At 56.4% G+C, this 20046-nt stretch carries 19 protein-coding genes; 9 read left to right on the forward strand and 10 right to left on the reverse strand.

Translation table 11 applies throughout. The features are described from left to right. Positions 1–10: 10 nt before the first annotated feature. Positions 11–1969 (reverse strand): 4Fe-4S binding protein, encoded by a 1959-nt coding sequence (locus FJ695_RS08600; RefSeq protein WP_141185053.1) that lies wholly within the window; start codon positions 1967–1969, stop codon positions 11–13. Between the two features lie 198 nt (positions 1970–2167). Here FJ695_RS08600 and FJ695_RS08605 point away from each other — a divergent pair, with 198 nt between their 5' ends. The 9 genes from FJ695_RS08605 (at position 2168) to FJ695_RS28395 (ending at position 10902) form a co-directional block, all read left to right on the forward strand. Next, positions 2168–2737 (forward strand): DUF3305 domain-containing protein, encoded by a 570-nt coding sequence (locus FJ695_RS08605; RefSeq protein ID WP_209010978.1) that lies wholly within the window; start codon positions 2168–2170, stop codon positions 2735–2737. Then, on the forward strand, positions 2734–3411 hold the full coding sequence (locus FJ695_RS08610; protein ID WP_141185054.1) for a DUF3306 domain-containing protein: 678 nt from the start codon (positions 2734–2736) through the stop codon (positions 3409–3411). The genes FJ695_RS08605 and FJ695_RS08610 overlap by 4 nt, the downstream gene beginning before the upstream one ends. A 56-nt stretch (positions 3412–3467) precedes the next feature. Then, complete coding sequence (locus FJ695_RS08615; RefSeq protein ID WP_141185055.1) at positions 3468–4076, forward strand: molecular chaperone; 609 nt, start codon at positions 3468–3470, stop codon at positions 4074–4076. 90 nt (positions 4077–4166) lie between these two features. Further along, a complete protein-coding gene (locus FJ695_RS08620; RefSeq protein ID WP_141185056.1) occupies positions 4167–4370 on the forward strand; it encodes a twin-arginine translocation pathway signal protein in 204 nt (67 codons plus the stop codon). 103 nt (positions 4371–4473) lie between these two features. After that, positions 4474–7365, forward strand: a complete 2892-nt coding sequence (locus FJ695_RS08625) for a molybdopterin-dependent oxidoreductase (protein WP_141185057.1) — start codon at positions 4474–4476, stop codon at positions 7363–7365. Positions 7366–7380: 15 nt separating this feature from the next. Then, positions 7381–7989 (forward strand): formate dehydrogenase FDH3 subunit beta, encoded by a 609-nt coding sequence (gene fdh3B, locus FJ695_RS08630; RefSeq protein ID WP_141185058.1) that lies wholly within the window; start codon positions 7381–7383, stop codon positions 7987–7989. Between the two features lie 142 nt (positions 7990–8131). Further along, positions 8132–9355, forward strand: coding sequence for a formate dehydrogenase subunit gamma (locus FJ695_RS08635; RefSeq protein ID WP_141185059.1), 1224 nt, complete (start codon positions 8132–8134; stop codon positions 9353–9355). Positions 9356–9439: 84 nt separating this feature from the next. Further along, positions 9440–10777 (forward strand): c-type cytochrome, encoded by a 1338-nt coding sequence (locus tag FJ695_RS08640; RefSeq protein ID WP_141185060.1) that lies wholly within the window; start codon positions 9440–9442, stop codon positions 10775–10777. After that, the gene (locus FJ695_RS28395; RefSeq protein WP_256370149.1) at positions 10774–10902 is read left to right on the forward strand and encodes a hypothetical protein; all 129 of its coding nucleotides are present in this window, start codon (positions 10774–10776) and stop codon (positions 10900–10902) included. The genes FJ695_RS08640 and FJ695_RS28395 overlap by 4 nt, the downstream gene beginning before the upstream one ends. A 57-nt stretch (positions 10903–10959) precedes the next feature. Here FJ695_RS28395 and FJ695_RS08645 read toward each other — a convergent pair whose 3' ends face one another. From FJ695_RS08645 to FJ695_RS08685, 9 genes are all read right to left on the reverse strand, one after another. Beyond that, positions 10960–12006, reverse strand: coding sequence for a GNAT family N-acetyltransferase (locus tag FJ695_RS08645; protein WP_141185061.1), 1047 nt, complete (start codon positions 12004–12006; stop codon positions 10960–10962). A 238-nt stretch (positions 12007–12244) separates the two neighbouring features. Then, positions 12245–13081, reverse strand: a complete 837-nt coding sequence (locus FJ695_RS08650) for a substrate-binding domain-containing protein (RefSeq protein ID WP_141185062.1) — start codon at positions 13079–13081, stop codon at positions 12245–12247. A 39-nt stretch (positions 13082–13120) separates the two neighbouring features. Beyond that, positions 13121–13900 carry an ATP-binding cassette domain-containing protein gene (locus tag FJ695_RS08655; protein WP_141185063.1) on the reverse strand — a complete coding sequence of 260 codons (780 nt, stop codon included), beginning with the start codon at positions 13898–13900 and terminating at the stop codon, positions 13121–13123. Further along, a complete protein-coding gene (locus FJ695_RS08660; protein ID WP_141185064.1) occupies positions 13893–14600 on the reverse strand; it encodes an ABC transporter permease in 708 nt (235 codons plus the stop codon). The genes FJ695_RS08655 and FJ695_RS08660 overlap by 8 nt, the downstream gene beginning before the upstream one ends. Before the next feature lie 218 nt (positions 14601–14818). After that, a complete protein-coding gene (locus FJ695_RS08665) occupies positions 14819–15613 on the reverse strand; it encodes a citryl-CoA lyase (RefSeq protein WP_141185065.1) in 795 nt (264 codons plus the stop codon). Further along, positions 15610–16803 (reverse strand): CaiB/BaiF CoA-transferase family protein, encoded by a 1194-nt coding sequence (locus FJ695_RS08670; RefSeq protein WP_141185066.1) that lies wholly within the window; start codon positions 16801–16803, stop codon positions 15610–15612. The genes FJ695_RS08665 and FJ695_RS08670 overlap by 4 nt, the downstream gene beginning before the upstream one ends. Before the next feature lie 27 nt (positions 16804–16830). Beyond that, positions 16831–18348, reverse strand: a complete 1518-nt coding sequence (locus FJ695_RS08675) for a tripartite tricarboxylate transporter permease (protein ID WP_141185067.1) — start codon at positions 18346–18348, stop codon at positions 16831–16833. A 1-nt stretch (position 18349) separates the two neighbouring features. Beyond that, a complete protein-coding gene (locus FJ695_RS08680; protein WP_141185068.1) occupies positions 18350–18844 on the reverse strand; it encodes a tripartite tricarboxylate transporter TctB family protein in 495 nt (164 codons plus the stop codon). 121 nt (positions 18845–18965) lie between these two features. After that, positions 18966–19952, reverse strand: coding sequence for a tripartite tricarboxylate transporter substrate binding protein (locus tag FJ695_RS08685; protein WP_141185069.1), 987 nt, complete (start codon positions 19950–19952; stop codon positions 18966–18968). Positions 19953–20046: the final 94 nt, after the last annotated feature.

Here is a 20046-nt window from a genome sequence, read left to right on the forward strand (position 1 = left end):
AGGCTCACGGTCAATGGTCACGCCGGATATAATCGTCGGTTGTGCGCACACGCGGGCGTTCACCAGCGGCAAACGGGTTGTTTTCGCTGTGATAAGCCGCATTGACCCGGCAGTCGTCACACATCTGAATGAGACGTGCCGCGCCACCTTCCTTGAACATGGAGTGTTTTCCAGCCAGCTTTTCGATCATCCGTTCGACTGTCGAGCGCACCCCAAACGGCTTGCCGCATTCGATGCACTCAAACGGTTGTTCTTCCTTCAGGACAATCGGCGTCAGTGCTGTGTCGCTTAAGTTGAGCTGTGGCACCAACGATAAGGCACTTTCCGGGCAGATCGTGGTGCAAATGCCGCATTGAAGGCAGGCATCTTCCTGGAACTTGAGCTGCGGCTGATCAGGATTTTCCTTAAGGGCACCAGAGGGGCACAAAGACACACAGGACAGGCACAAGGTGCAGGCATCGGCATTCGTCGAAACCGCGCCATAAGGCGCTCCTGTCGGCAACTCTATTACAGTATCTGCTTCATTCAGCGCCTTGGCCGCAAGACGCGTAACTTGTCTGCGGGACCCGAGCGGTAGGATCGGCGATTTGGCGGATGCTTCCTCTTGCTCAATATACAACTCGGCTTCCAGTTGATCCGGATCGACTGGTTCGATGAGTTTGATCTGCTGGTTTCCTGAAATTGCGGTCGCCAACTCTGCCTGGAAGGGCAGGCCATCCTTTTCGGTTTGCGGTGACAGGAGCACAGTCACCGAGGAAAATCCGCAGGCTAAAGCTGCCAGGGCCTCGGCGTGTCCGAAGGCCGCCAGGGCCGAGACTTCCATTGGAAGGACATCTGCCGGCAAGCCTTTGCCATAGCGTGCGGAGAGCCGGATCAGTTCTGCGCCATGGTTTGCGTCGTGCACCAGCAGGCGGGGCGGCTCGTTGACTGCCTTTCGCCATGTGGCGGCGAGAGTTTCTATCCGCTTGAAAATGTGCTGGGGTGCGGGCGCATCGTAAGACACGGCACCGGACGGGCAGACTGCAGAGCAGGTGCCGCAGCCGGCGCACACCATCGGATCAATCGTTATATGATCCCCAGCAGGTGTGATCGCGCCGGTCGGGCAAAGGTCCAGGCATCTGCTGCATCCCGGCTTTTGCGCCCGGGAATGGGCGCAGAGATCTTCGTTCAGCTTGACGTAAATCGGTTTTTCGAACGTGCCAATGAGCTGAGAGGCTTCAAGAAGTGCATTCGCATAGGCCTCTTTATTGCCCGGATCGGCGCGCAAATAGCCTTCACGCTTTTCAGCCGCCGGGAACAAAGGTGGCTCCCTGCGCAGATCAACGATGATATCGCAGGTGCTGCGGGCACCGCTGCGTGGATCGGTCCAGTTCAGTGGTCCGCGTCCACCGGGGACCCGTTCCTGCAATGCATCGAAGGATACATTAAATCCGCCCAACGCTCCGGTCGCCGATTTCACCCGGCCGCGCACGACATCGAAGCGGCGATCATCCCCAACCGGGATTTCGTCTTCGGGGGCGATGAGAACTGTAACACTCAGAGTTCCACAGAGGCTGCGGGCCGCCGAAAGGGCGATATCCGCTTCTCCAAAGATAAGACATGTGCCTTCAGACGTAACGTCGACAACCTTTTCGACAGGCGTGGGCATGATGGCATCGGCAATCAGAGCTGCCATCTTCGGTGTCGGAGTGGCTTCATCAGCACTCCAGCCAGCACGGTCGCGTATATCAACGAATAGTGGATCATTGACACCGAGGTCTGCTGCCAGGTCTTCGAAGGTGGTGCGCTCCTGCTGACACGCAATCAGAACATCTCCGGATTGCAAGGCTGATTCGGCATCGGCGGCCTCTGCCCGGCATAAGGCAGTATGTACTTTGGAACACGTTAAACCCGTAAGTTTTTCAATCTGTTCTGCATCGATCGACTGGCTTTTCAGGCAGTCGCACAGCAGAAGTTTGGCGTCCGTCATTATGCGCGCGTCCTCTCCCCCGGCATCTCGTTTCCGGCCTCTCCCAAGCGGAAATCAAAACACCAACTCCATAAACAAGGGCGGTGAGGGGCGTACGTCAAGTGTCCTTTAGAAGGACTTGAATTTTGCCGACGCTGCGTCAGCATAAGAGGGGAGAGAAAGTGCCGGCTTGTTCGGTGCGAGGGAGGATGCGTGTCCGTGAATACAGAAAGGACCCGGTCGATGCCGGTCGGCGTGGTCGTGCGCCGATTGCCGGGCGTGACCAAATGGCAGAAGTGGTCCTGGCGGGCGGTCTCGCTTCTTCCAGGCGCTGGAAACGCCGATTGGCAAGTGCTGCGTGAAGAAGGCGATGCCGTCGAATACCACGCTGCCACTCTTCCTCTGGAGCTTCACCGTGCGGATGCGGAAGCTTATTTGGCAGCACTCTCTGACAAGATCCCCTCCCTTTATGTTGTCATGCGACCGGCCGAACAGCTGGACCATGACGTCCCGATGGAAGTCGTGCTTGTCACCGCGTCGGCCTATGAAGGGCAAGACTATGCAGACACCAGCGAAGTTCTGGTTGAGAAGGTGCCGATGCCGCCTGGGCTGATCGCCTGGGTTCGGGACTTTGCTGAAGCACATCACGAAGAAGAGATTTTTATCAAACGTAAGCGCGACAAAAAACGGATCGACTTGGAAGAAGAAGGCATAGGCGATCCACGTATCCGCCAACTCGCAGATGTTTACAGGTCTCCTCGCGGCAAATCGAAGGATGTCTTGCAATGACATCCGGTTCTAACGATCCAACAGACTTTTGGTCCCGCCGCAAGGCTGCGGTGCGGCAGTCGGAAGAACTGGAGCGGCAAGAGCTGGAAGCGGTTGAGGCCGCTAAAGGCCGGGCTGAGCTGGAGGAAAAGAGCGATGCGGAAATCCTGGCGGAGCTGGAACTTCCCGATCCGGATACCTTGAGCGAAAAAGATGATTTCAAACCATTCTTGGCGTCTGCTGTGCCAGAGCGTTTGAAACGCCGGGCACTCAGGCGGATGTGGGGTCTCAATCCTGTTCTCGCCAACCTGGATGGCCTCGTCGAATATGCGGAAGACTACACTGATGCCGCGACAGTGATCTCCAACATGCAGACCGTTTATCAGGTCGGCAAAGGCATGTTCGATCGGTTTGCTGAAGATCTAAAGGACGAAGGTGACGGGCAGGATGTTGAAACTGGAGTAGAAGAGCCCGAAGAATACGCAAATAATGATGCAGTGCGGGAAGGTCAGAATATGGCATTGCACCAAAGTACAGGTGAAAAAGAAACAGCATTTGTGCAATTGACGCAAGGAGATGCCTTGATGCAAGATGCCAACTTGCGCGATGAGTGCGTGCCTTCGGTTGAGCCGTTGGCGGTGGAAGAGGAGGAAATACCTCCCAGGCGCCGCCGGATGCGGTTTGATTATTCTTAAATATCTAGCCGGAGGTGTAGGGGCCAACTTATCGCGTATGAGGGAGGAAACGGCGCATGGCCGCTGTTGTGACGGAATATGTAATCGACCCGGAAGACCAGGCGAGAGCAGACTTATATAATTTTTTGGGTGTTTTGCTGGTTTCGCCAGCGGATCAAGAGTTGCTGCGCCAAATCGCCAGTTTGCAAGGCGATGATACGCCCTTGGGATCTGCGCTTCGTATTCTTGCAAAGGTCTCGGCAGTCACAACTCCGGAAACCGCGGAACGCGAATTCAATGCGCTTTTCATCGGCCTTGGCCGCGGAGAGTTGCTTCCTTATGCCAGCCACTATCTCACCGGGTTTTTGAATGAGAAGCCCTTGGCGAATCTCCGCCAGGCGATGTCTGAGCGTGGAATTGAACGTGCCGAGGGCAAAAAAGAGCCGGAGGACCATATCGCATCCCTCATGGAAATCATGGGTGGTTTGATTGTGGGGCGCTTTGGAACGGTGACGTCTGTTGCCGAACAAAAAGTATTTTTCAAATCACATGTCGGCCCTTGGGCCATACACTTTTTCAGCGATCTGGAGGCTTCTGGAACATCCGTGTTCTATTCGGCGGTCGGCTCGCTGGGGCGGCAATTCATGGAGATCGAAGACCAGGCATTTGAGATGCTGCCCAACTAGGTTGCCAGCGGTTTTCTGCTGGCGGCATTGGAGTTCACGTAGGCAATTTAGGGCGGCATTTCCGCCCGCTAGGAGAGGAGGATTGCGACGATGAAACGACCCGATAAAGGGGCGCCTGAGCGAAGTTCAGGACGCCGGGATTTCTTAAAATTGGCGGCCATATCCGGGCCCGTCGCAGCAGCTGCTGTGGCGAGCGGTGGTGCTTCTGCGGAAGCAGCTGAGCCAGATCTGTCTTCGGACAAAATGCAAGATACAGCGCACACCCGCGCATATCTCGACAGCGCCCGGTTCTAACTGGACCCTGTGACACCCCGGCCGATGGTTGCGTGACGCCCGATGGCCGGTTCACTGAATAAACCCAGCCATATCGATTTCGATATTAGCAAGGTAGGGCAAGATGCTTAGGAAAAAGACCAATGGGGTTGCGCGACGCCCCCAGGGTGCAAGTATCCTTAGAGACGCTGCACATAAATCGGTAGACCGCCGGACTTTCTTGAAAGGCTCCGGTGTTGCCGCAGGCGGTCTGGCCGCCATCACCGCCATGGGCGGATCTGTTACCAAAGCCCAGGCGCAAGCCGGCTCCGGTGCCGTTCAAAACGTAAAATCTGTCTGCACACACTGTTCCGTTGGCTGTACGGTCATCGCGGAAGTGTCCAACGGCGTATGGGTCGGGCAAGAGCCCGGATGGGACAGCCCCTTCAATCTCGGTGCGCATTGCGCAAAAGGTGCTTCGGTGCGCGAACATGCGCATGGCGAACGCCGCCTGAAGTATCCGATGAAAAAGGAAGGTGGCGAGTGGAAACGCATCAGCTGGGACGAGGCGATCAACGAGATCGGCGACCAGATGATGAAAATCCGCGAAGAAAGCGGACCTGATAGTGTGTATTGGCTCGGTTCGGCCAAACACAACAACGAACAGGCCTATCTGTTCCGCAAGTTTGCTGCCTACTGGGGCACCAACAACGTGGATCACCAGGCCCGTATCTGTCACTCGACAACGGTTGCCGGCGTAGCCAACACATGGGGCTACGGCGCCATGACCAACAGCTACAACGATATCCATAATTCCAAGGCGATTTTCATCATCGGCGGAAACCCGGCTGAAGCACACCCGGTTTCGCTCTTGCATGTTCTGCGGGCCAAGGAACAGAACAACGCTCCGCTGATCGTTTGTGATCCGCGGTTTACCCGGACCGCAGCACATGCCAACGAGTATGTCCGCTTCCGTCCCGGTACGGACGTTGCCCTGATCTGGGGTATTCTCTGGCACATCTTCGACAACGGCTGGGAGGACAAAGAGTTCATCCGCACCCGTGTCTGGGGCATGGATCAGATCCGTGAAGAAGTTGCCAAGTGGAACCCGGAAGAAGTTGAACGGGTCACTGGTACGCCGGGCAGCCAGCTGAAGCGCGTTGCGCGGACGATGGCCAACAACCGGCCGGGCACCGTGATCTGGTGCATGGGTGGCACCCAGCACACCAACGGCAACAACAACACCCGCGCTTACTGCATCTTGCAGCTCGCCCTTGGCAACATGGGCACGAGCGGCGGCGGCACCAACATTTTCCGTGGCCACGACAACGTTCAGGGCGCAACAGATCTTGGTGTTCTGTCGCATACGCTGCCGGGTTACTACGGCCTGAGTGCAGGTGCATGGGGGCACTGGTCCCGCGTTTGGGAAGAGGATCTTGATTGGCTGAAAGGTCAGTTCGCAAAGACGACTGGCGCCGACGGCAAAGAAAAGAACCTGATGAACCTGACCGGTATTCCGGTGAGCCGCTGGATCGACGGTGTTCTGGAAGATCCTGCGAATATGGACAATCCGGACAAGGTTCGGGCCATGGTGCTTTGGGGCCACGCTCCGAACTCCCAGACCCGTATGTCGGAAATGAAAAAGGCAATGGAAATGCTGGACACGCTGGTCGTCATCGACCCGTATCCGACAGTTTCCGCCGTGCTTCATGACCGGACCGATGGTGTCTATCTGCTACCGGCCTGTACCCAGTTCGAAACCCGTGGGTCTGTGACTGCGTCGAACCGTTCGCTGCAGTGGCGGGACAAGATTGTCGACCCGCTGTTCGAGAGCCTGCCAGATGAAGTCATCATGGCGAAGTTTGCGAACAAGTTCGGCTGGGGCGATCGTCTCTTCCGCAACATTGAAATGGAAGATGCCGAAACACCGAATGTGGAGGACATCACCCGCGAATTGAACCGTGGTCTGTGGACGATCGGCTACACCGGTCAGTCTCCGGAACGCATCAAGTCGCATATGGAAAACCAGCACACCTTCGATCGCACGACTCTACAGGCGATCGGTGGGCCGAACGACGGCGAATACTACGGTATGCCGTGGCCGTGCTGGGGCACTCCGGAAATGAAACACCCGGGCACTCCGAACCTTTACGACATGTCCAAGCCGGTTGCCGAAGGCGGCCTGAGCTTCCGGGCAAGGTTTGGTGTGGAGCGCGATGGCCAGAACCTGCTGGCTGATGGCGTTTCGAACCCAGGTGCGGAAATCCAGGACGGTTATCCGGAATTTACCATGCAGATGCTGATGGATCTCGGATGGGATGGCGATCTGACCGATGAAGAGCGGGCGTCGATTGAGGCGGTTGCCGGTCCGAAGACCAACTGGAAGACCGACCTTTCGGGTGGTATCCAGCGGGTAGCCATCAAACATGGCTGTTCACCGTTCGGTAATGCCAAGGCACGCGCAGTGGTCTGGACCTTCCCGGATCCGATCCCGCTGCACCGCGAGCCGCTCTACACCCCGCGCCGGGATCTGGTAGCAGATTATCCGACCTATGAAGACCGGAAATTCTACCGCCTGCCGACGCTTTACGCTTCCATCCAGAAGCAGGACTTCTCCAAGGATTATCCAATCATCCTGACGTCCGGCCGACTGGTGGAATATGAAGGCGGCGGCGATGAAACCCGGTCCAATCCGTGGCTCGCGGAGCTGCAGCAAGACATGTTCGTCGAAATCAACCCAAGAGATGCCAACAATCTCGGAGTTCGTGATGGCGCGCAGGTCTGGGTTGAAGGGGCAGAAGGTGCCAAGGTCAAGGTTATGGCCATGGTGACCGAGCGGGTCGGTGAGGGCGTTGCCTTCATGCCGTTCCACTTCGGCGGCCACTACCAGGGTGAGGATCTGAGATCCAAATACCCGGCTGGCGCTGATCCGTATGTCCTTGGTGAGAGCACCAACACCGCTCAAACCTATGGCTATGACTCGGTCACACAGATGCAGGAGACCAAAGCGACTCTCTGCAAAATCTGGGCCGCGTAAGGGAGGAGAGAACGAATGGCACTTGGTGGACAAGCGAGGGCTAAGTTCCTCTGTGACGCTGAGCGGTGTATCGAATGCAACGCCTGCGTGACCGCCTGTAAAAACGAGCATGAAGTGCCCTGGGGCATCAACCGCCGCCGCGTCGTCACCATCAATGACGGCAAACCTGGCGAACGGTCGATCTCCGTGGCCTGCATGCACTGTTCGGACGCGCCCTGTATGGCGGTGTGCCCGGTCGATTGTTTCTACCAGAACGAAGAAGGTGTGGTCCTTCACTCCAAGGACCTGTGCATAGGCTGCGGCTACTGCTTCTATGCTTGCCCCTTCGGTGCTCCGCAGTTCCCGCAAGCGGGCAACTTCGGTTCACGTGGTAAGATGGACAAATGCACCTTCTGTGCAGGTGGTCCGGAAGAGAACCATTCGACCGCAGAATTCGCGAAATACGGCCGCAACCGTATCGCGGAAGGCAAACTGCCGCTGTGTGCAGAAATGTGCTCCACAAAAGCCTTGCTTGCAGGGGACGGCGACGTTGTGTCGGCGATCTACCGTGAGCGTGTGGTTGCCCGTGGCTTCGGCTCCGGCGCCTGGGGCTGGGGCTCTGCATACGGCCAAAGAGGCGGTTAAGCCAGGTCATCTGAACCCGTCTGGATGATGTGTCCAGGCGGGGACCTGTCTCACGTCCTTCTGAAGATTTCAAACATGTGCGGGGCGGCCATGCAGCCGCCCTGCGTGTCTCCGACTGATGTACTCGTGTGAGGTTCCAGACATGAAACGCCTGGCTCTGATTATGGCTGTCCTGTTTGCATTCATGACCCAAGTGGTTGCGCAGGATTCTGGCGCGGGTGACGGCGCTATGGATCGTTCGGCAACAGGGGGAGCTCAGACACTTGAAGACATCCTGAAGCGTCAGCGCGGCGAAAAAGTCGACTACGATTTCAAAAGAAATGCTACCGGCGATCCTAACTCTGCGGCTGGTATATCCTCACAAATGGGGACGCTGGGCGGTGTGTCCGACCCTGAACTCTGGCGGGCCCTGCGCTACGGGTCTGCAGACATCACCGTTTCTTCCGGCGGGAAGCCGGCAACTGTGCTGATGCAGGACGGCGGCATGCGCTGGCTGGAATGGCGCAAGGGTCCGTTGGCGACCTATGGCGGCATCCTGCTGCTGGCTACACTCGCTTTTCTCGGTTTGTTCTACCTCTTGCGCGGGAGAATCCGCATTGACGGCGAAAAAACCGGACAGACGATTACCCGATTCAAGGCAATCGAACGCTTTGGGCACTGGCTTCTTGGCGGATCTTTCATACTGCTCGGCCTGACGGGCCTGATTACCCTGTTTGGCCGGATGCTGATTATTCCGCTGATCGGCCATGATGCGTTCTATCCGATTGCCCACTTATCAAAGTGGGTCCACAACAACGTCTCCTGGGCCTTCATGCTGGGGCTGGTGATGGTCTTTGTCATGTGGGTTGCCCACAACATCCCGAACAAGACGGATCTGAAATGGATTGCCGTGGGTGGTGGCCTCCTCAAAAAAGGTGTTCACCCGCCAGCCAAGAAGTTCAATTTTGGCCAGAAAATGATTTTTTGGAGCGTGATCGTTTTTGGTGCGCTTATCTCGATCACCGGGCTGTCCTTGTTGTTCCCCTTCCAGATGCCGATGTTTGCTGCTGTATCTGATGCTTTAAACGCTACTGGCCTGCCGCAGCTTCTTGGTTTTGGAACTCTGCCAACCGAACTTGCGCCACATGAGGACATGCAATTGGCGCAGTTGTGGCACGCGATCCTGGCATTCATCCTGATGGCCATTGTGCTTGCCCATATCTACATCGGCTCGGTCGGTATGGAAGGTGCCTATGATGCCATGGGCACGGGCGAGGTGGAGTTGCAGTGGGCACGCGAACACCACGGCCTCTGGGTCAAGGAAGTCGAAGCAGCTGAAGCAAACGAAAAGGAACGGGACGCCGCCGGGGCGGTTCCGGCTGAATAGATGCGTCCGGGTTTTATCCGTGCATCCTTTCACGTTTTATCAATGCTGGAAGCGCCGTTGATTAGCTGTCTAAATAAAAATCGGATGTGGCATGGGTTTCTAGTTGCCGGGGCGGTGGTTTTCAGTGGCCAATCGCAACTGGCGGCAGCCGCCGATTTTCAAACCCTGAAAGGCCATGGCGGACCGGTGATGGATATATCGGTTGCCAAGGAAAATGGCCTTGTTGCGACTGCAAGCTTCGATAACTCTGTCGGTGTCTGGTCCGGCCGCATGCCTCAGTGGCTGGAAGGCCATGAGGCGGCCGTCAAGGCGGTGACCTTTGTTGATGAGGAACGCCTTGTCTCGGCTGGCGACGACAACGATCTGATCCTCTGGGATCTGAAAGCCGGATCTCAAACCAAGCTCGAAGGTCATACAGCAAAAGTCGTTGGGATCGCTGTTTCGCCGGACAAAAAACTTATCGCCAGTGCCAGTTGGGATTCGCGTATTGGCCTTTGGCCGGTTGCGGGCGGTGAGCCTCAATTCCTCAACGGTCATTCGTCGGGCGTGAATGCGGTCGCATTTTCCCGAGATGGGCGCTCGCTTTATTCGGGGTCGGTTGATGGCTCCGTCATCCTTTGGGACTTGGATAGAAGAGCCGAAAAACGCGTAATCGACCGCAATGGGTTTGGCATCAATGTGCTGGCCCTCGGCGGTGGGGACCAAGGACCCGCGAGCTGGCTTGCTTACGGCTCTCAAGACGGTGTCACCCGGATGATCGACTTGAACACCGGTGAGCGCCTGAACGAGTTTTCCTTGGACCGGCGGCCGATCCTCGGGCTGACGGTCAGTCCGGATGGTAGGCGGCTCGCGACAGGGGACGGGCAGGGGTATATCACCGTTTTTGATACAAAATCCTGGCGGATCGAAACCGACTTCCGGGCCGCACTTAAAGGACCGATTTGGGCCCTGGCTTTTTCCCAGGACGGCAGAATTCTTCATGCTGGCGGCATCGAAAACATCGTCTATTCGTGGCCTGTCGCAGACCTTGCCAGTTTTGATCCAATGGCTACCGAGACACCGCTTTTCCTCCGCAAGCCAGAGGAAATGAGCAACGGCGAACGGCAATTTGCCCGCAAGTGTTCGATCTGTCACTCGCTCACGGATGACGGCATTCGCAAGGCCGGTCCTACGCTCCATAAGGTCTTTGGCCGGAAAGCCGGCACCCTGCCTGGATACAGTTATTCGGAAACGCTTCTAACGTCTGATATCATCTGGTCGGACGAAACCATCGATCAGTTGTTTTTAGATGGACCCGATCACTATATTCCGGGTTCCAAGATGCCGATGCAGAGGATTGTCTTGCCGGAAGACCGCAAGGACCTCGTGGAATATTTGAAAACGGCAACGGTCTCTGACCAGGCCGGGGAAGGACACCAATGAAAGCCATGCTGACCGCCTTTGCGGCCATCGTTGTGATTGCGATTGGCGCCAATCAAGTTCTGGACCGGGCCGGCTTTTCCAGTGCCGATCAGACAACCGGCAATGCTGTTCGACTCGGGAATTAGGTCCGCTGCTTGTTGAAATCACAAGCGGTAGCGCACCTTTGACCAGTGCCAGTGTGCCTACTTTTGCCGGCTTGAGATAAGGGCCTGGAAATCCGGGTCGTTTTGAAGGGGTTGAAGCGCCCAGAAATTCTCTAGCCAGGCCGTTTGCCCCTGCCAATCGCTTTCAAGCAAAAAGCGGATGTTGTCGAGTGCCCGTTGGTTGTCACCTGCCATGACGCTTGCTCCCGCGGCGGGGAAACGGCACCAATTGATATCGGCGCTTGCCTGTTCAAAGTGAGTGGCGAGTTCTGCGCAGTATGCAGAATCCAGATCACCGATGTTTTCCGCGGGCAACCTGCAGCTATAAGCGGTGTAGCGATCCAGTTCGGTAAGGCCGATTGACTTGGCGGTTGCAATCGACCCTTTGTTGGACGCATGCGTATGCCATTCAATATCGGCAATTCCACGCTGAAGACAGGCATGAATCGTTGCGGATGCGGCAGCCTGGGCAAGTCCTAGCCGCCTATATTTTGAGGATGTTCGAACGCCAATTTCGCACCGTGATCCACACACGCTGTCTGTCAGGCAATGGCTGACGATTTGTTTGTTGTGGAGCGCGCAAACGCCGACCGCATTCTCAAAAAACGCATCTGGTGAACGCCATTCCTCGACCGCGCGTCGGAATAGGTCCAAGTTGCCAGGATTCCGGTCAAACAAGTTTCTGTCTACCGGTACAAATTCAAATCCAGCAGGCGATTGGATAAGCACAGGCTGCGGAATGCCAGATGCAAAACCGAAACGGAGCCGTGGGTGGGGCAACGAGAATTTGTTGCTCCAGACCTGATCAAGAAGCGGACACCAATTGTCTTCACAATAAAGGTAGGCCCAGTCTGGAATGATTGCCCTGATCTTTTCCAAACTGTGCTCGGCAGGCTTCGGTTCACCTGCAAGAAAAAACATATCGCCGATAACAACAATCGCCACTTCCGGATTGGTGCGGTGGTCGACCCAAATGTCTCCCTGAATGGTTCCGTTTAGAACGGAAAGAATAGCAACGTGTGTGCTGGCGAGATCAGCCAGTGTGGTTTGAGCCGCCGAAACGGCGGGTTTTTCGAGCTTGAACATGGGTGTGCGATCCTATGGCTGCAACGCATTGAAGCTGCGCAATAGGTTAAGAGAACTGGAACAATGTCAGAGATGTTCCGATGACGTCCGGTATGTGCTAGCCGGCATCCAGCGTGGTGGTATCTATCATCTTGGCACCTCGCTTTTTCTGTTCAATTCATCGCACGAGGAGTTTAGGCGCTATGGTTGGTTCTAACAAGGGTTTTGGTTTGTTGGTGTATCAGCATGTGGTGAGGAACTAGCTGGATCCCTTGTTCGCATTTGCAAAAAATAGCTGCTGGCCATCAATCTTATACGTGGATATGGCGGTTTGGCCCTCTTTCGACAGAAGCCAGGCGATAAACCGTTGTCCCATGGCGGCCTTGATATGCGGATGGGCTTCCGGGTTCACCAGGATCACGCCATACTGGTTGAACATCTTCGGATCTCCCTCAACAGCGATTTCATGCGTGCCTTTGTTGCCGAAAGCGATCCAAGTGGCCCGGTCAGTCAGAACATAAGCGCCCATGCCGGTGCCCGTATTGAGCGTTGCGCCCATTCCGGACCCGGTTTCCCGATACCAGCTGCCCGATGCCTGTGCGGGGTCGATCCCGGCAGCCGTCCAGAGCCGGAGTTCTGCCTTGTGCGTGCCGCTGTCATCGCCGCGCGAGGCGAAGGTTGCTTTGGCTTCTGCAATTTTTGTGAGGGCGGCAGAAACATCGGTTAAACCGGAAATACCGGCTGGGTCGCTGGCAGGGCCGACAATCACGAAGTCGTTGTACATGACATCGGCGCGGGACACGCCGTAACCGTCGGCAACAAACTTCTCTTCAGACGGTTTGGAATGCACAAAGAGGACATCGCCGTCTCCATTTGCGGCGTTTTTGATCGCCTGTCCGGTGCCGACCGCAACCACACGCACTTCGATCCCCGATTTTGCGGTGAACTTTGGCAAGAGGTCGTCAAAGAGGCCGGAGTTCTGTGTGGAGGTCGTTGACTGAACAATAATGAACTTGTCTTCAGCTGCTGCTGATTGAACAAAACCGACCGCGGCAGTAGCGGCGAGAACAAGTTTAAGAAACAATCGTTTGGACATGAAGTAGATCCTGAAAATCAAAAAGGGTGGAGCGGTGTTTCATTGAGAGGTGTAGAGGCGTCCATCGCGCCACGCGCGTGCGGGCTCACTTTTGGGGATCGTCAACACGCGGCCCGCAGTTCCGGTTTCTGCAACCCGGCCATCTTGCAAGAAGACGACGTCCTGCCCCAATCGGCTGGCCTGACCGGCATCATGGGTGACAAGAACGATGGTGATACCCTTGGCGTTTGCGTCGAGAATCAATTGTTCGATGGCAGCCGTCGAAGCTGGGTCGAGGCTCGCGGTGGGTTCGTCCAGAAACAACAAATCTGGCTCGCAGGCGAGGGCACGGACGGTGGCAAGGCGTTGCTGTTCCCCTCCGGACAGCACTCGTGCCGGGCGGTGTGCTAAATGCGCGAGCCCTGCCGCGTTCAACGCCTGATGGATCAGGCCTTCACATTTAGGCCTTTTGTGACCCCGCACCCGCAGAGCGAATTTCAGATTGGCTGCCGCTGATCGGCGTAGGAGGACCGGCCGCTGAAAGACCATCGCTTGAGCTTGCCGGGCCATTTTGTCGAGCTTGCGGTCCTGCCAAAAAATTTGCCCGTGAGTCGGTATGATCAAGCCGTGTAGCAAGCGCAGAAGCAGGCTCTTTCCGGCGCCGTTTGGCCCCATGATGACGGTCCGGGATCCGCGCCGGATCTGAAGGTCGATGTTGGAAAGAAGCTGATGACCGGACGTTTCAAACCCAAGACCACGCGTTTCCAGGAGGATTTCGCGAGTGTCTGGAACCGGACTTGCAGACGGGGCCGATTGAGTGTCGAGGGTCATGTTACGCATAAGCAGCCCTCACAGCTGAGGCCCGAAGGGTCATGACAAGCGCATTGACAGTAAACGCGATTGTTAAAAGCACCACGCCAAGTGCCAGAGCTAGCTCCAAATTGCCCTTAGAGGTTTCAAGCGCAATGGTCGTGGTCATCACCCGGGTGACGTGATTGATGTTGCCTCCGACAATGATAACGGCACCAACTTCCGCAACAGCCCGGCCAAAACCTGCCAGCGCGACAGTCAACAAGCTATAGCGTGCGTCCCATAAAAGAGCCGTCACCCGGTCGAACGGTCCAACACCCATCGACGCAAACTGCTCCGAGTACTCCAAATTGAGGTCTTCAACGACTTGCCGGGTCAGCGCTGCAACAATCGGTGTCACCAGAACCGTTTGAGCGATGATCATCGCGGTCGGTGTGTAGAGCAGGCGCAATGGGCCAAGCGGGCCGGAAGCTGACAGCATCAGATAGACGAGCAGGCCGACAACAACAGGCGGCAATCCCATCAAGGCATTGAGAATAATGGTTAAAAGTGTCCGGCCGGGAAACCGGAACGCGCCTGCCAATGCCCCTAGAGGGAACCCAATCAGGCAGGAAACCACGACGGCCGTCAGGGTGACCCGCATGGACAGGCCAATGATTTCGATCAGGTCTGGATTAAACGCGAATACCAAGCCAAAGGCTCCAGCCAACACGCTCCAGAAGCTGTCCATTTCCGCTATTTCCTCCCGATTTTCGGAGAAAATAACACAAAATGCATAAAACTGCACACTGTCCTTTCGTCCAGATGTTTGTCATTTGCGACATGGCCGAGGACGCTGGACTGTGATTGTTGGGCATGAAACAAAAAAGCCTTGCTTCGGGCGGAGCAAGGCTAACAGAAGGCGGCCTGGCACCGGATGGAACGCTCAGGCAATTTGTGGGCGGGCTCTTAGTCCTTGGAGGTTGAGCCTTCGTCGTATGTCCAACGGTATTCTGGTGGTGTTGGTCCTTTGTTGCGGCCGCCCTGTTCGGTTTGTTCCCAAGCATGTGCCAGAATGCCGACAGACCGGGAGAGGCCGAAGAACCCTCTTGCCAGCGGAGCAGGGCAGCCCAGCTCGGCATAGATGACGGCTGTTGCGCCATCAATGTTCATTGGAACTGGTTTGCTGCGCTCTTCTGCGAGCTTGTTTTCGATGGCACGGCCGATTGCAGCGTAGTTCCCTGAAACTTCGCCAGCAGCTGCTGCCTCCTCAACAAGGGCCAGCAATCGTGGCGCTCTCGGGTCCACGGGCTTGTGAAATCGGTGGCCGAAACCTGGAATGAACCGCCCGTGCTCTGCGCGCCAGGTATTCAGCGTTTCTTCAAGTGAATGCAGACCGGTTTCTTCAATTCTACGGTAGAGCTCGACCGCCTGCTCGCCTGCGCCGCCATGGACATTCCCCAGCATGTTCAGCCCAGTTGCCATGGCCGATTGCAGTCCGATCCCACAAGTGGCTGCCATGCGCGCGGCCGCAATAGATGGCGCTTGCGGTCCGTGGTCGACGGCCGCAACAAGGGCGGCTTCGAATAAGTGCGCCCGGTGACTGGAAATCTCCTTACCTGTGACCATCAACCAGATCATTTGGGCAAAGCCAGTGTTGCCGATCAGGTCTTCGACGGGACGACCACGCAAGGCAATCCGGCCTGGCTCCATATCGATGATGGATGTTCGCCACCAATCTGAAACGTCATTTCGATCGCTCACACCACACCCTCCTTGCGCAACTTCCTGATTTCTTCAGACGGCAAACCCAATTCGCCGAGGATTTCCTCAGTATGTGCGCCAAGCTCTGGTGGCGGGGTCGGGACGGAGGGGCGTTTGCCATCCATCATGGCGCCAATACGAACCAGGTCGATCGGCCGTCCGATCCCGGGTGGTTCTTCAAAGTGGCCAAGAAAGTCACGATCTGTGATTTGTGGGTGGGAGAGGACCTCAGGCACGGTCAGAACGGCTCCTGCGGGCACGCCCAACCTGTTGAGCTCTTTGGCCCAGGTCCGGGCCGGGCGCGTTGTCAGCACTGTTTCTAGCTCTGCTTTCAGGCGCAGCCTGCTGTGTTTGCGGTCTTCGCGTGTGGCAAATTCCGGGTTGCCGATCAGATCTTCCCTGCCGAGGTGTCTGGCCAGGATCTCCCACTGCTCGTCCTTGTTCGCAGCAATGTTGATCAGGCCGTCTGCACACTGGAACGCGCCGGATGGAGCAGACGTTGGATTTTCATTGCCGTTGGGTGTCGGGGCGACACCGCCGATCAAATGGTTGGAAACCACCCAGCCCATGGTGGCAAGCACCGATTCCAGCATGGAGACATCAATAAACGTGCCGCGGTTTTCGGCATTCAAGGCAGACGCAATCGCCATGGCCGCGGTCAGTCCGCCCACTGTGTCGGCCAGCGGATAACCGACCCGTAACGGGGCACTCTCAGCATCACCGGTGATCGACATGACCCCAGACGCGCCCTGAACAATCTGGTCATAAGCCGGGCGGTGTGCCCAGGGACCATCCTGCCCAAAGCCGGAAATCGCGCAATAGATGAGGTGCGGTGCATCTTTTTGCAGTGTTTCATAACCGACACCGAGCCGGTCCATGACCCCTGGCCGGAAGTTTTCGACCAGGACATCTGCTTGAGCGACAAGCCGTTTGAGCAAGTCTTTGCCGCGTGGATCTTTTAAATTCAGCGTCAGAGATTTCTTGCCGGCATTTTGCGCCAGAAAACTGATGCCCATGCCTTTGGCAGAGAGGTCGGGATCCGCGCCAAGATTGCGGGCGAGATCTCCCCGCCCGACTGTCTCGATCTTGATCACTTCCGCGCCCAGATGTGCCAGTTGGTGGCAGGCAAAGGGTCCAGCAAGCACATTGGTTAAGTCAAGTACCTGGATCCCTTCAAGCGGTTTGGTCATCTCCGACCTTCCGTTGCGCTGCTCATCTCAATCACCGTCAGCAACGCCTTCCGCCCGGGCACGGGCCCTGCGGGCGCGGTAACTCGGCAGGATCACGAGGATTGCCGCCAGAACCAGAAGTCCTAGTGTCATCGGCCGTTCCAAAATGAATCCAATGCCATCATAGAGCTGCATGGACCTGGAAAAATTGTCTTCCAGCATGGAGCCGAGGATGAAGCCGATCAGAAGCGGTGCCAGTGGGTAATCCGCAAAGCGCAGCACTGTCGCGCAGATGCCGAAGCCAACCAGGATCAGGAGTTCGGTCGCGTTGTTCTGACCGATGTAGGCGCCCATCAAAGTGAAGAACAAAATGAAGGGGATCAGGAAGTTCCGCGGAACTGCCAGAACCTTGGCGATGTACGGAATCAGCGGCAGATTGAGGATCAGGAGGATCACATTGCCGAGATACATGGAAATGATGACCGCCCAGAAGATTTCCGGCTGATCGACCATCAGGCGCGGACCTGGAGAGACGTTCAGGGCAATCAGAGCACCGAGCAGGATTGCGGTGGTGCCGGACCCGGGAATACCAAGCGTTAGCAGCGGCACGAAGGAGCCTGTGCAAGCGGCGTTGTTGGCGCTTTCCGGGGCTGCCAGACCTTTAACCGAGCCCTTGCCGAATTGATCCTGTTCTTCCTTGGGAGCGATGTTGCGCTCTACGGCGTAGCCGAGGAAGGATGCAATGGTTGCCCCTGCGCCCGGCAAAACCCCGATCAGGAAGCCTTGGATTGATTGGCGGCCGATGACCGGTGTGATCGCCTTGGCTTCCTCCTTGGTAATACGCAAATCCTTGATCTCACCATCGCCGCCATCTGTCTTAGACCGGCTCGGATCAAGAACGAGGTAGAGGGCTTCGGGCAAGGCAAACATGGCCATTGCAAGTGTGATAAAACCGAAACCTGATTGCAGATCCATCATCCCCATGGTGAAGCGCGGCATGTTGAACAAAGCGCCTTCACCGACGGTTGCCATGATGAGGCCGAGAATGGTCATCAAGAGAGCTTTGATTACCTGGCCGGTTCCAGCAAAAGCGGCAATGGCGGAAAGACCAACAACCATCAGCGCGAAATACTCAGCTGAATGAAATAGCAGGGCGACGGTTGCCAGAGCAGGCGCAAAGATCATCAAGAGGATGGCACCAATGGTGCCACCGGAGAAGGATGAAATTGCAGCTACGGTCAGAGCCTTGCCGGCTTTGCCTTGGCGCGCGAGCGGATAACCGTCAAAACTGGTTGCAACGGTTGAGGCAACGCCTGGTGCGTTGATCAGAATTGAAGACGTTGAACCGCCGAAGATCGCACCGTAATAAACGCCGGCGAGCAGAATGAGGGCGGCAGATGGGTCGCCGATGGAAATCGCGACCGGGATCATGATCGCGATGATCGACATCGGCCCAAGCCCAGGCAGCATTCCTATGAAGGTGCCGATCAGACACCCGCCGACAACCATCAGCAAGTTGGTGACGGAAAAGGCCGTGCTCAGCCCGATAAAGATTCCTTCGAGCATGTCAGCCTCCGTTTCTAAAGAAGAATGGCAAGGGGCTCAGGAAAATCCCAAGAACCTGGTCAACAAGGTACCAGACAACGCCTGCGGCGATGGCTGAAGCCAGTGCCATCGTAACGTAACGCCGTTCGCCGAGGATGTAGGAGCCCAGGAACAAGAAACCGACGGTCGACAGCAAGAAGCCTGCAGGGCGCAAAAGCAAAGCATAGGCCACCATCAGGACGAGCAAAGCGATTGCCTGGCCGAGTTTGTAGTCGGTCAATCGACGGTAGTTGATTTCAGATGGTTTGGGCTCGCCGCTGCTCTTTTCAAAGCCTAACAAGATCAGCAAGGAACATATGATCGCCAGAACCGACAGTATTTTCGGGAATGTCGAAGGCCAAATCGGGTTCCTGCGCATGAATGGCGCAAGAGCGTCGTCCATGGTGAAAAACGCCGTGTATCCATAAGCAAGACAGATCAACAAAATGATCATGGCGATCCATCGATCGAGCGCCATGGCGTCCTCCCCAGTGTTTTGATTTTTGAGTATGCACCGTGTCGGAGCCATTGGAAACGGAACCCGACATAATAAACAAGGCGGCGCAAGCTTATGCCGCGCCGCCAGTCAGTCTGGTTGATTAAAGGAAGCCGAGCTTCTTCATCAGATCGCCGATTTCCTTTTCCTGAAACTCCAGAAACTTGAGGAAGTCATCACCTGGCGTGTGGATGTTCACCCAGCCGTTGCGGGCACGGACTTCTTCCCAGGCATCAGTTGAGTACATCTTCGCGATTGCATACTGGTAGGCTTCAAGCTTGTCTGCCGGCAGGCCGGGGGCTGCGAAGAAACCACGCCAGTTGACAAAGTGCGTATCAATGCCCTGCTCCTTCATTGTCGGCGCATCTTTGTAAGTGTCTACGCGTTCGTTAGACGTTACGCCGATGATTTTGACTTCGCCCGCGTTTGCAAGGTCAACTGCTTCCGAGAAACCGGTCGACAGAGCAGCGATCTCACCGGAAAGCAAAGCGGCCATAGCTTTTCCGCCAGCATCATACGGGATGTATTTGAAAGCTGTCGGGTCTTCACCAGCTGCCTGCATCGCCATGGCCGCAACCAAGTGATCCATGCCGCCAGGCACAGAACCGCCGCCAATCGCTGTACCAGACGGATCAGCTTTATAGGCTGCGATCAGGTCTGTCATGGAGTTGATAGGGCTGTCTTTGCCAACAACAAGCGCAGCGTAATCACCGATGGTTCCTGCAACGAGTGTCAGGTCGCGGAAGTTCTGCGGGAAAACGCCTGTCAGGGACCGAATGACGATCGGGGTCGAGTTGACCATGAGCGTGCCATGGTTGGAGGCAGCATTTTCGATCAGGTAGCCGATGGCCTTGCCGCCGCCGCCGCCAGACATGTTTTCGTAGGAAGCTGTGCCAACGAGGCCAGACTTCGTAAGAGCTTCACCAGTTCCACGTGCAGTGCCGTCCCAACCGCCACCTGCACCACCAGGGATCAGGAAGTGAATGGAATCGACAATCTTGTGGTTGTCTGCCATCGCAGGCATAGCAAATGTCATGGAAGCTGCTGCCGCAGCCAGAACGACCCGGCGGGTCATTTTCATAAGTGTCATGTTTTCCTCCACATGGTCCGGCCCTTTGGTGGGCCGATTAGAGCCGCTGGACCGCAGGTGCGGACCCTCCCAGCGGGCTTGCTCTCAGCCTAAC

The sequence above is a fragment of the Labrenzia sp. PHM005 genome (assembly GCF_006517275.1).
GTDB lineage: Bacteria > Pseudomonadota > Alphaproteobacteria > Rhizobiales > Stappiaceae > Roseibium.

What these genes read in the sequence shown, in the direction of transcription:
- FJ695_RS08600 (WP_141185053.1), bottom strand. Translation starts at nt 1,969, where the DNA reads ATGACGGACGCCAAACTTCTGCTGTGCGACTGCCTGAAAAGCCAGTCG.
- FJ695_RS08610 (WP_141185054.1), top strand. Translation starts at nt 2,734, where the DNA reads ATGACATCCGGTTCTAACGATCCAACAGACTTTTGGTCCCGCCGCAAG.
- FJ695_RS08615 (WP_141185055.1), top strand. Translation starts at nt 3,468, where the DNA reads ATGGCCGCTGTTGTGACGGAATATGTAATCGACCCGGAAGACCAGGCG.
- FJ695_RS08620 (WP_141185056.1), top strand. Translation starts at nt 4,167, where the DNA reads ATGAAACGACCCGATAAAGGGGCGCCTGAGCGAAGTTCAGGACGCCGG.
- FJ695_RS08625 (WP_141185057.1), top strand. Translation starts at nt 4,474, where the DNA reads ATGCTTAGGAAAAAGACCAATGGGGTTGCGCGACGCCCCCAGGGTGCA.
- fdh3B (WP_141185058.1), top strand. Translation starts at nt 7,381, where the DNA reads ATGGCACTTGGTGGACAAGCGAGGGCTAAGTTCCTCTGTGACGCTGAG.
- FJ695_RS08635 (WP_141185059.1), top strand. Translation starts at nt 8,132, where the DNA reads ATGAAACGCCTGGCTCTGATTATGGCTGTCCTGTTTGCATTCATGACC.
- FJ695_RS08640 (WP_141185060.1), top strand. Translation starts at nt 9,440, where the DNA reads ATGTGGCATGGGTTTCTAGTTGCCGGGGCGGTGGTTTTCAGTGGCCAA.
- FJ695_RS28395 (WP_256370149.1), top strand. Translation starts at nt 10,774, where the DNA reads ATGAAAGCCATGCTGACCGCCTTTGCGGCCATCGTTGTGATTGCGATT.
- FJ695_RS08645 (WP_141185061.1), bottom strand. Translation starts at nt 12,006, where the DNA reads ATGTTCAAGCTCGAAAAACCCGCCGTTTCGGCGGCTCAAACCACACTG.
- FJ695_RS08650 (WP_141185062.1), bottom strand. Translation starts at nt 13,081, where the DNA reads ATGTCCAAACGATTGTTTCTTAAACTTGTTCTCGCCGCTACTGCCGCG.
- FJ695_RS08655 (WP_141185063.1), bottom strand. Translation starts at nt 13,900, where the DNA reads ATGCGTAACATGACCCTCGACACTCAATCGGCCCCGTCTGCAAGTCCG.
- FJ695_RS08660 (WP_141185064.1), bottom strand. Translation starts at nt 14,600, where the DNA reads ATGGACAGCTTCTGGAGCGTGTTGGCTGGAGCCTTTGGCTTGGTATTC.
- FJ695_RS08670 (WP_141185066.1), bottom strand. Translation starts at nt 16,803, where the DNA reads ATGACCAAACCGCTTGAAGGGATCCAGGTACTTGACTTAACCAATGTG.
- FJ695_RS08675 (WP_141185067.1), bottom strand. Translation starts at nt 18,348, where the DNA reads ATGCTCGAAGGAATCTTTATCGGGCTGAGCACGGCCTTTTCCGTCACC.
- FJ695_RS08680 (WP_141185068.1), bottom strand. Translation starts at nt 18,844, where the DNA reads ATGGCGCTCGATCGATGGATCGCCATGATCATTTTGTTGATCTGTCTT.
- FJ695_RS08685 (WP_141185069.1), bottom strand. Translation starts at nt 19,952, where the DNA reads ATGACACTTATGAAAATGACCCGCCGGGTCGTTCTGGCTGCGGCAGCA.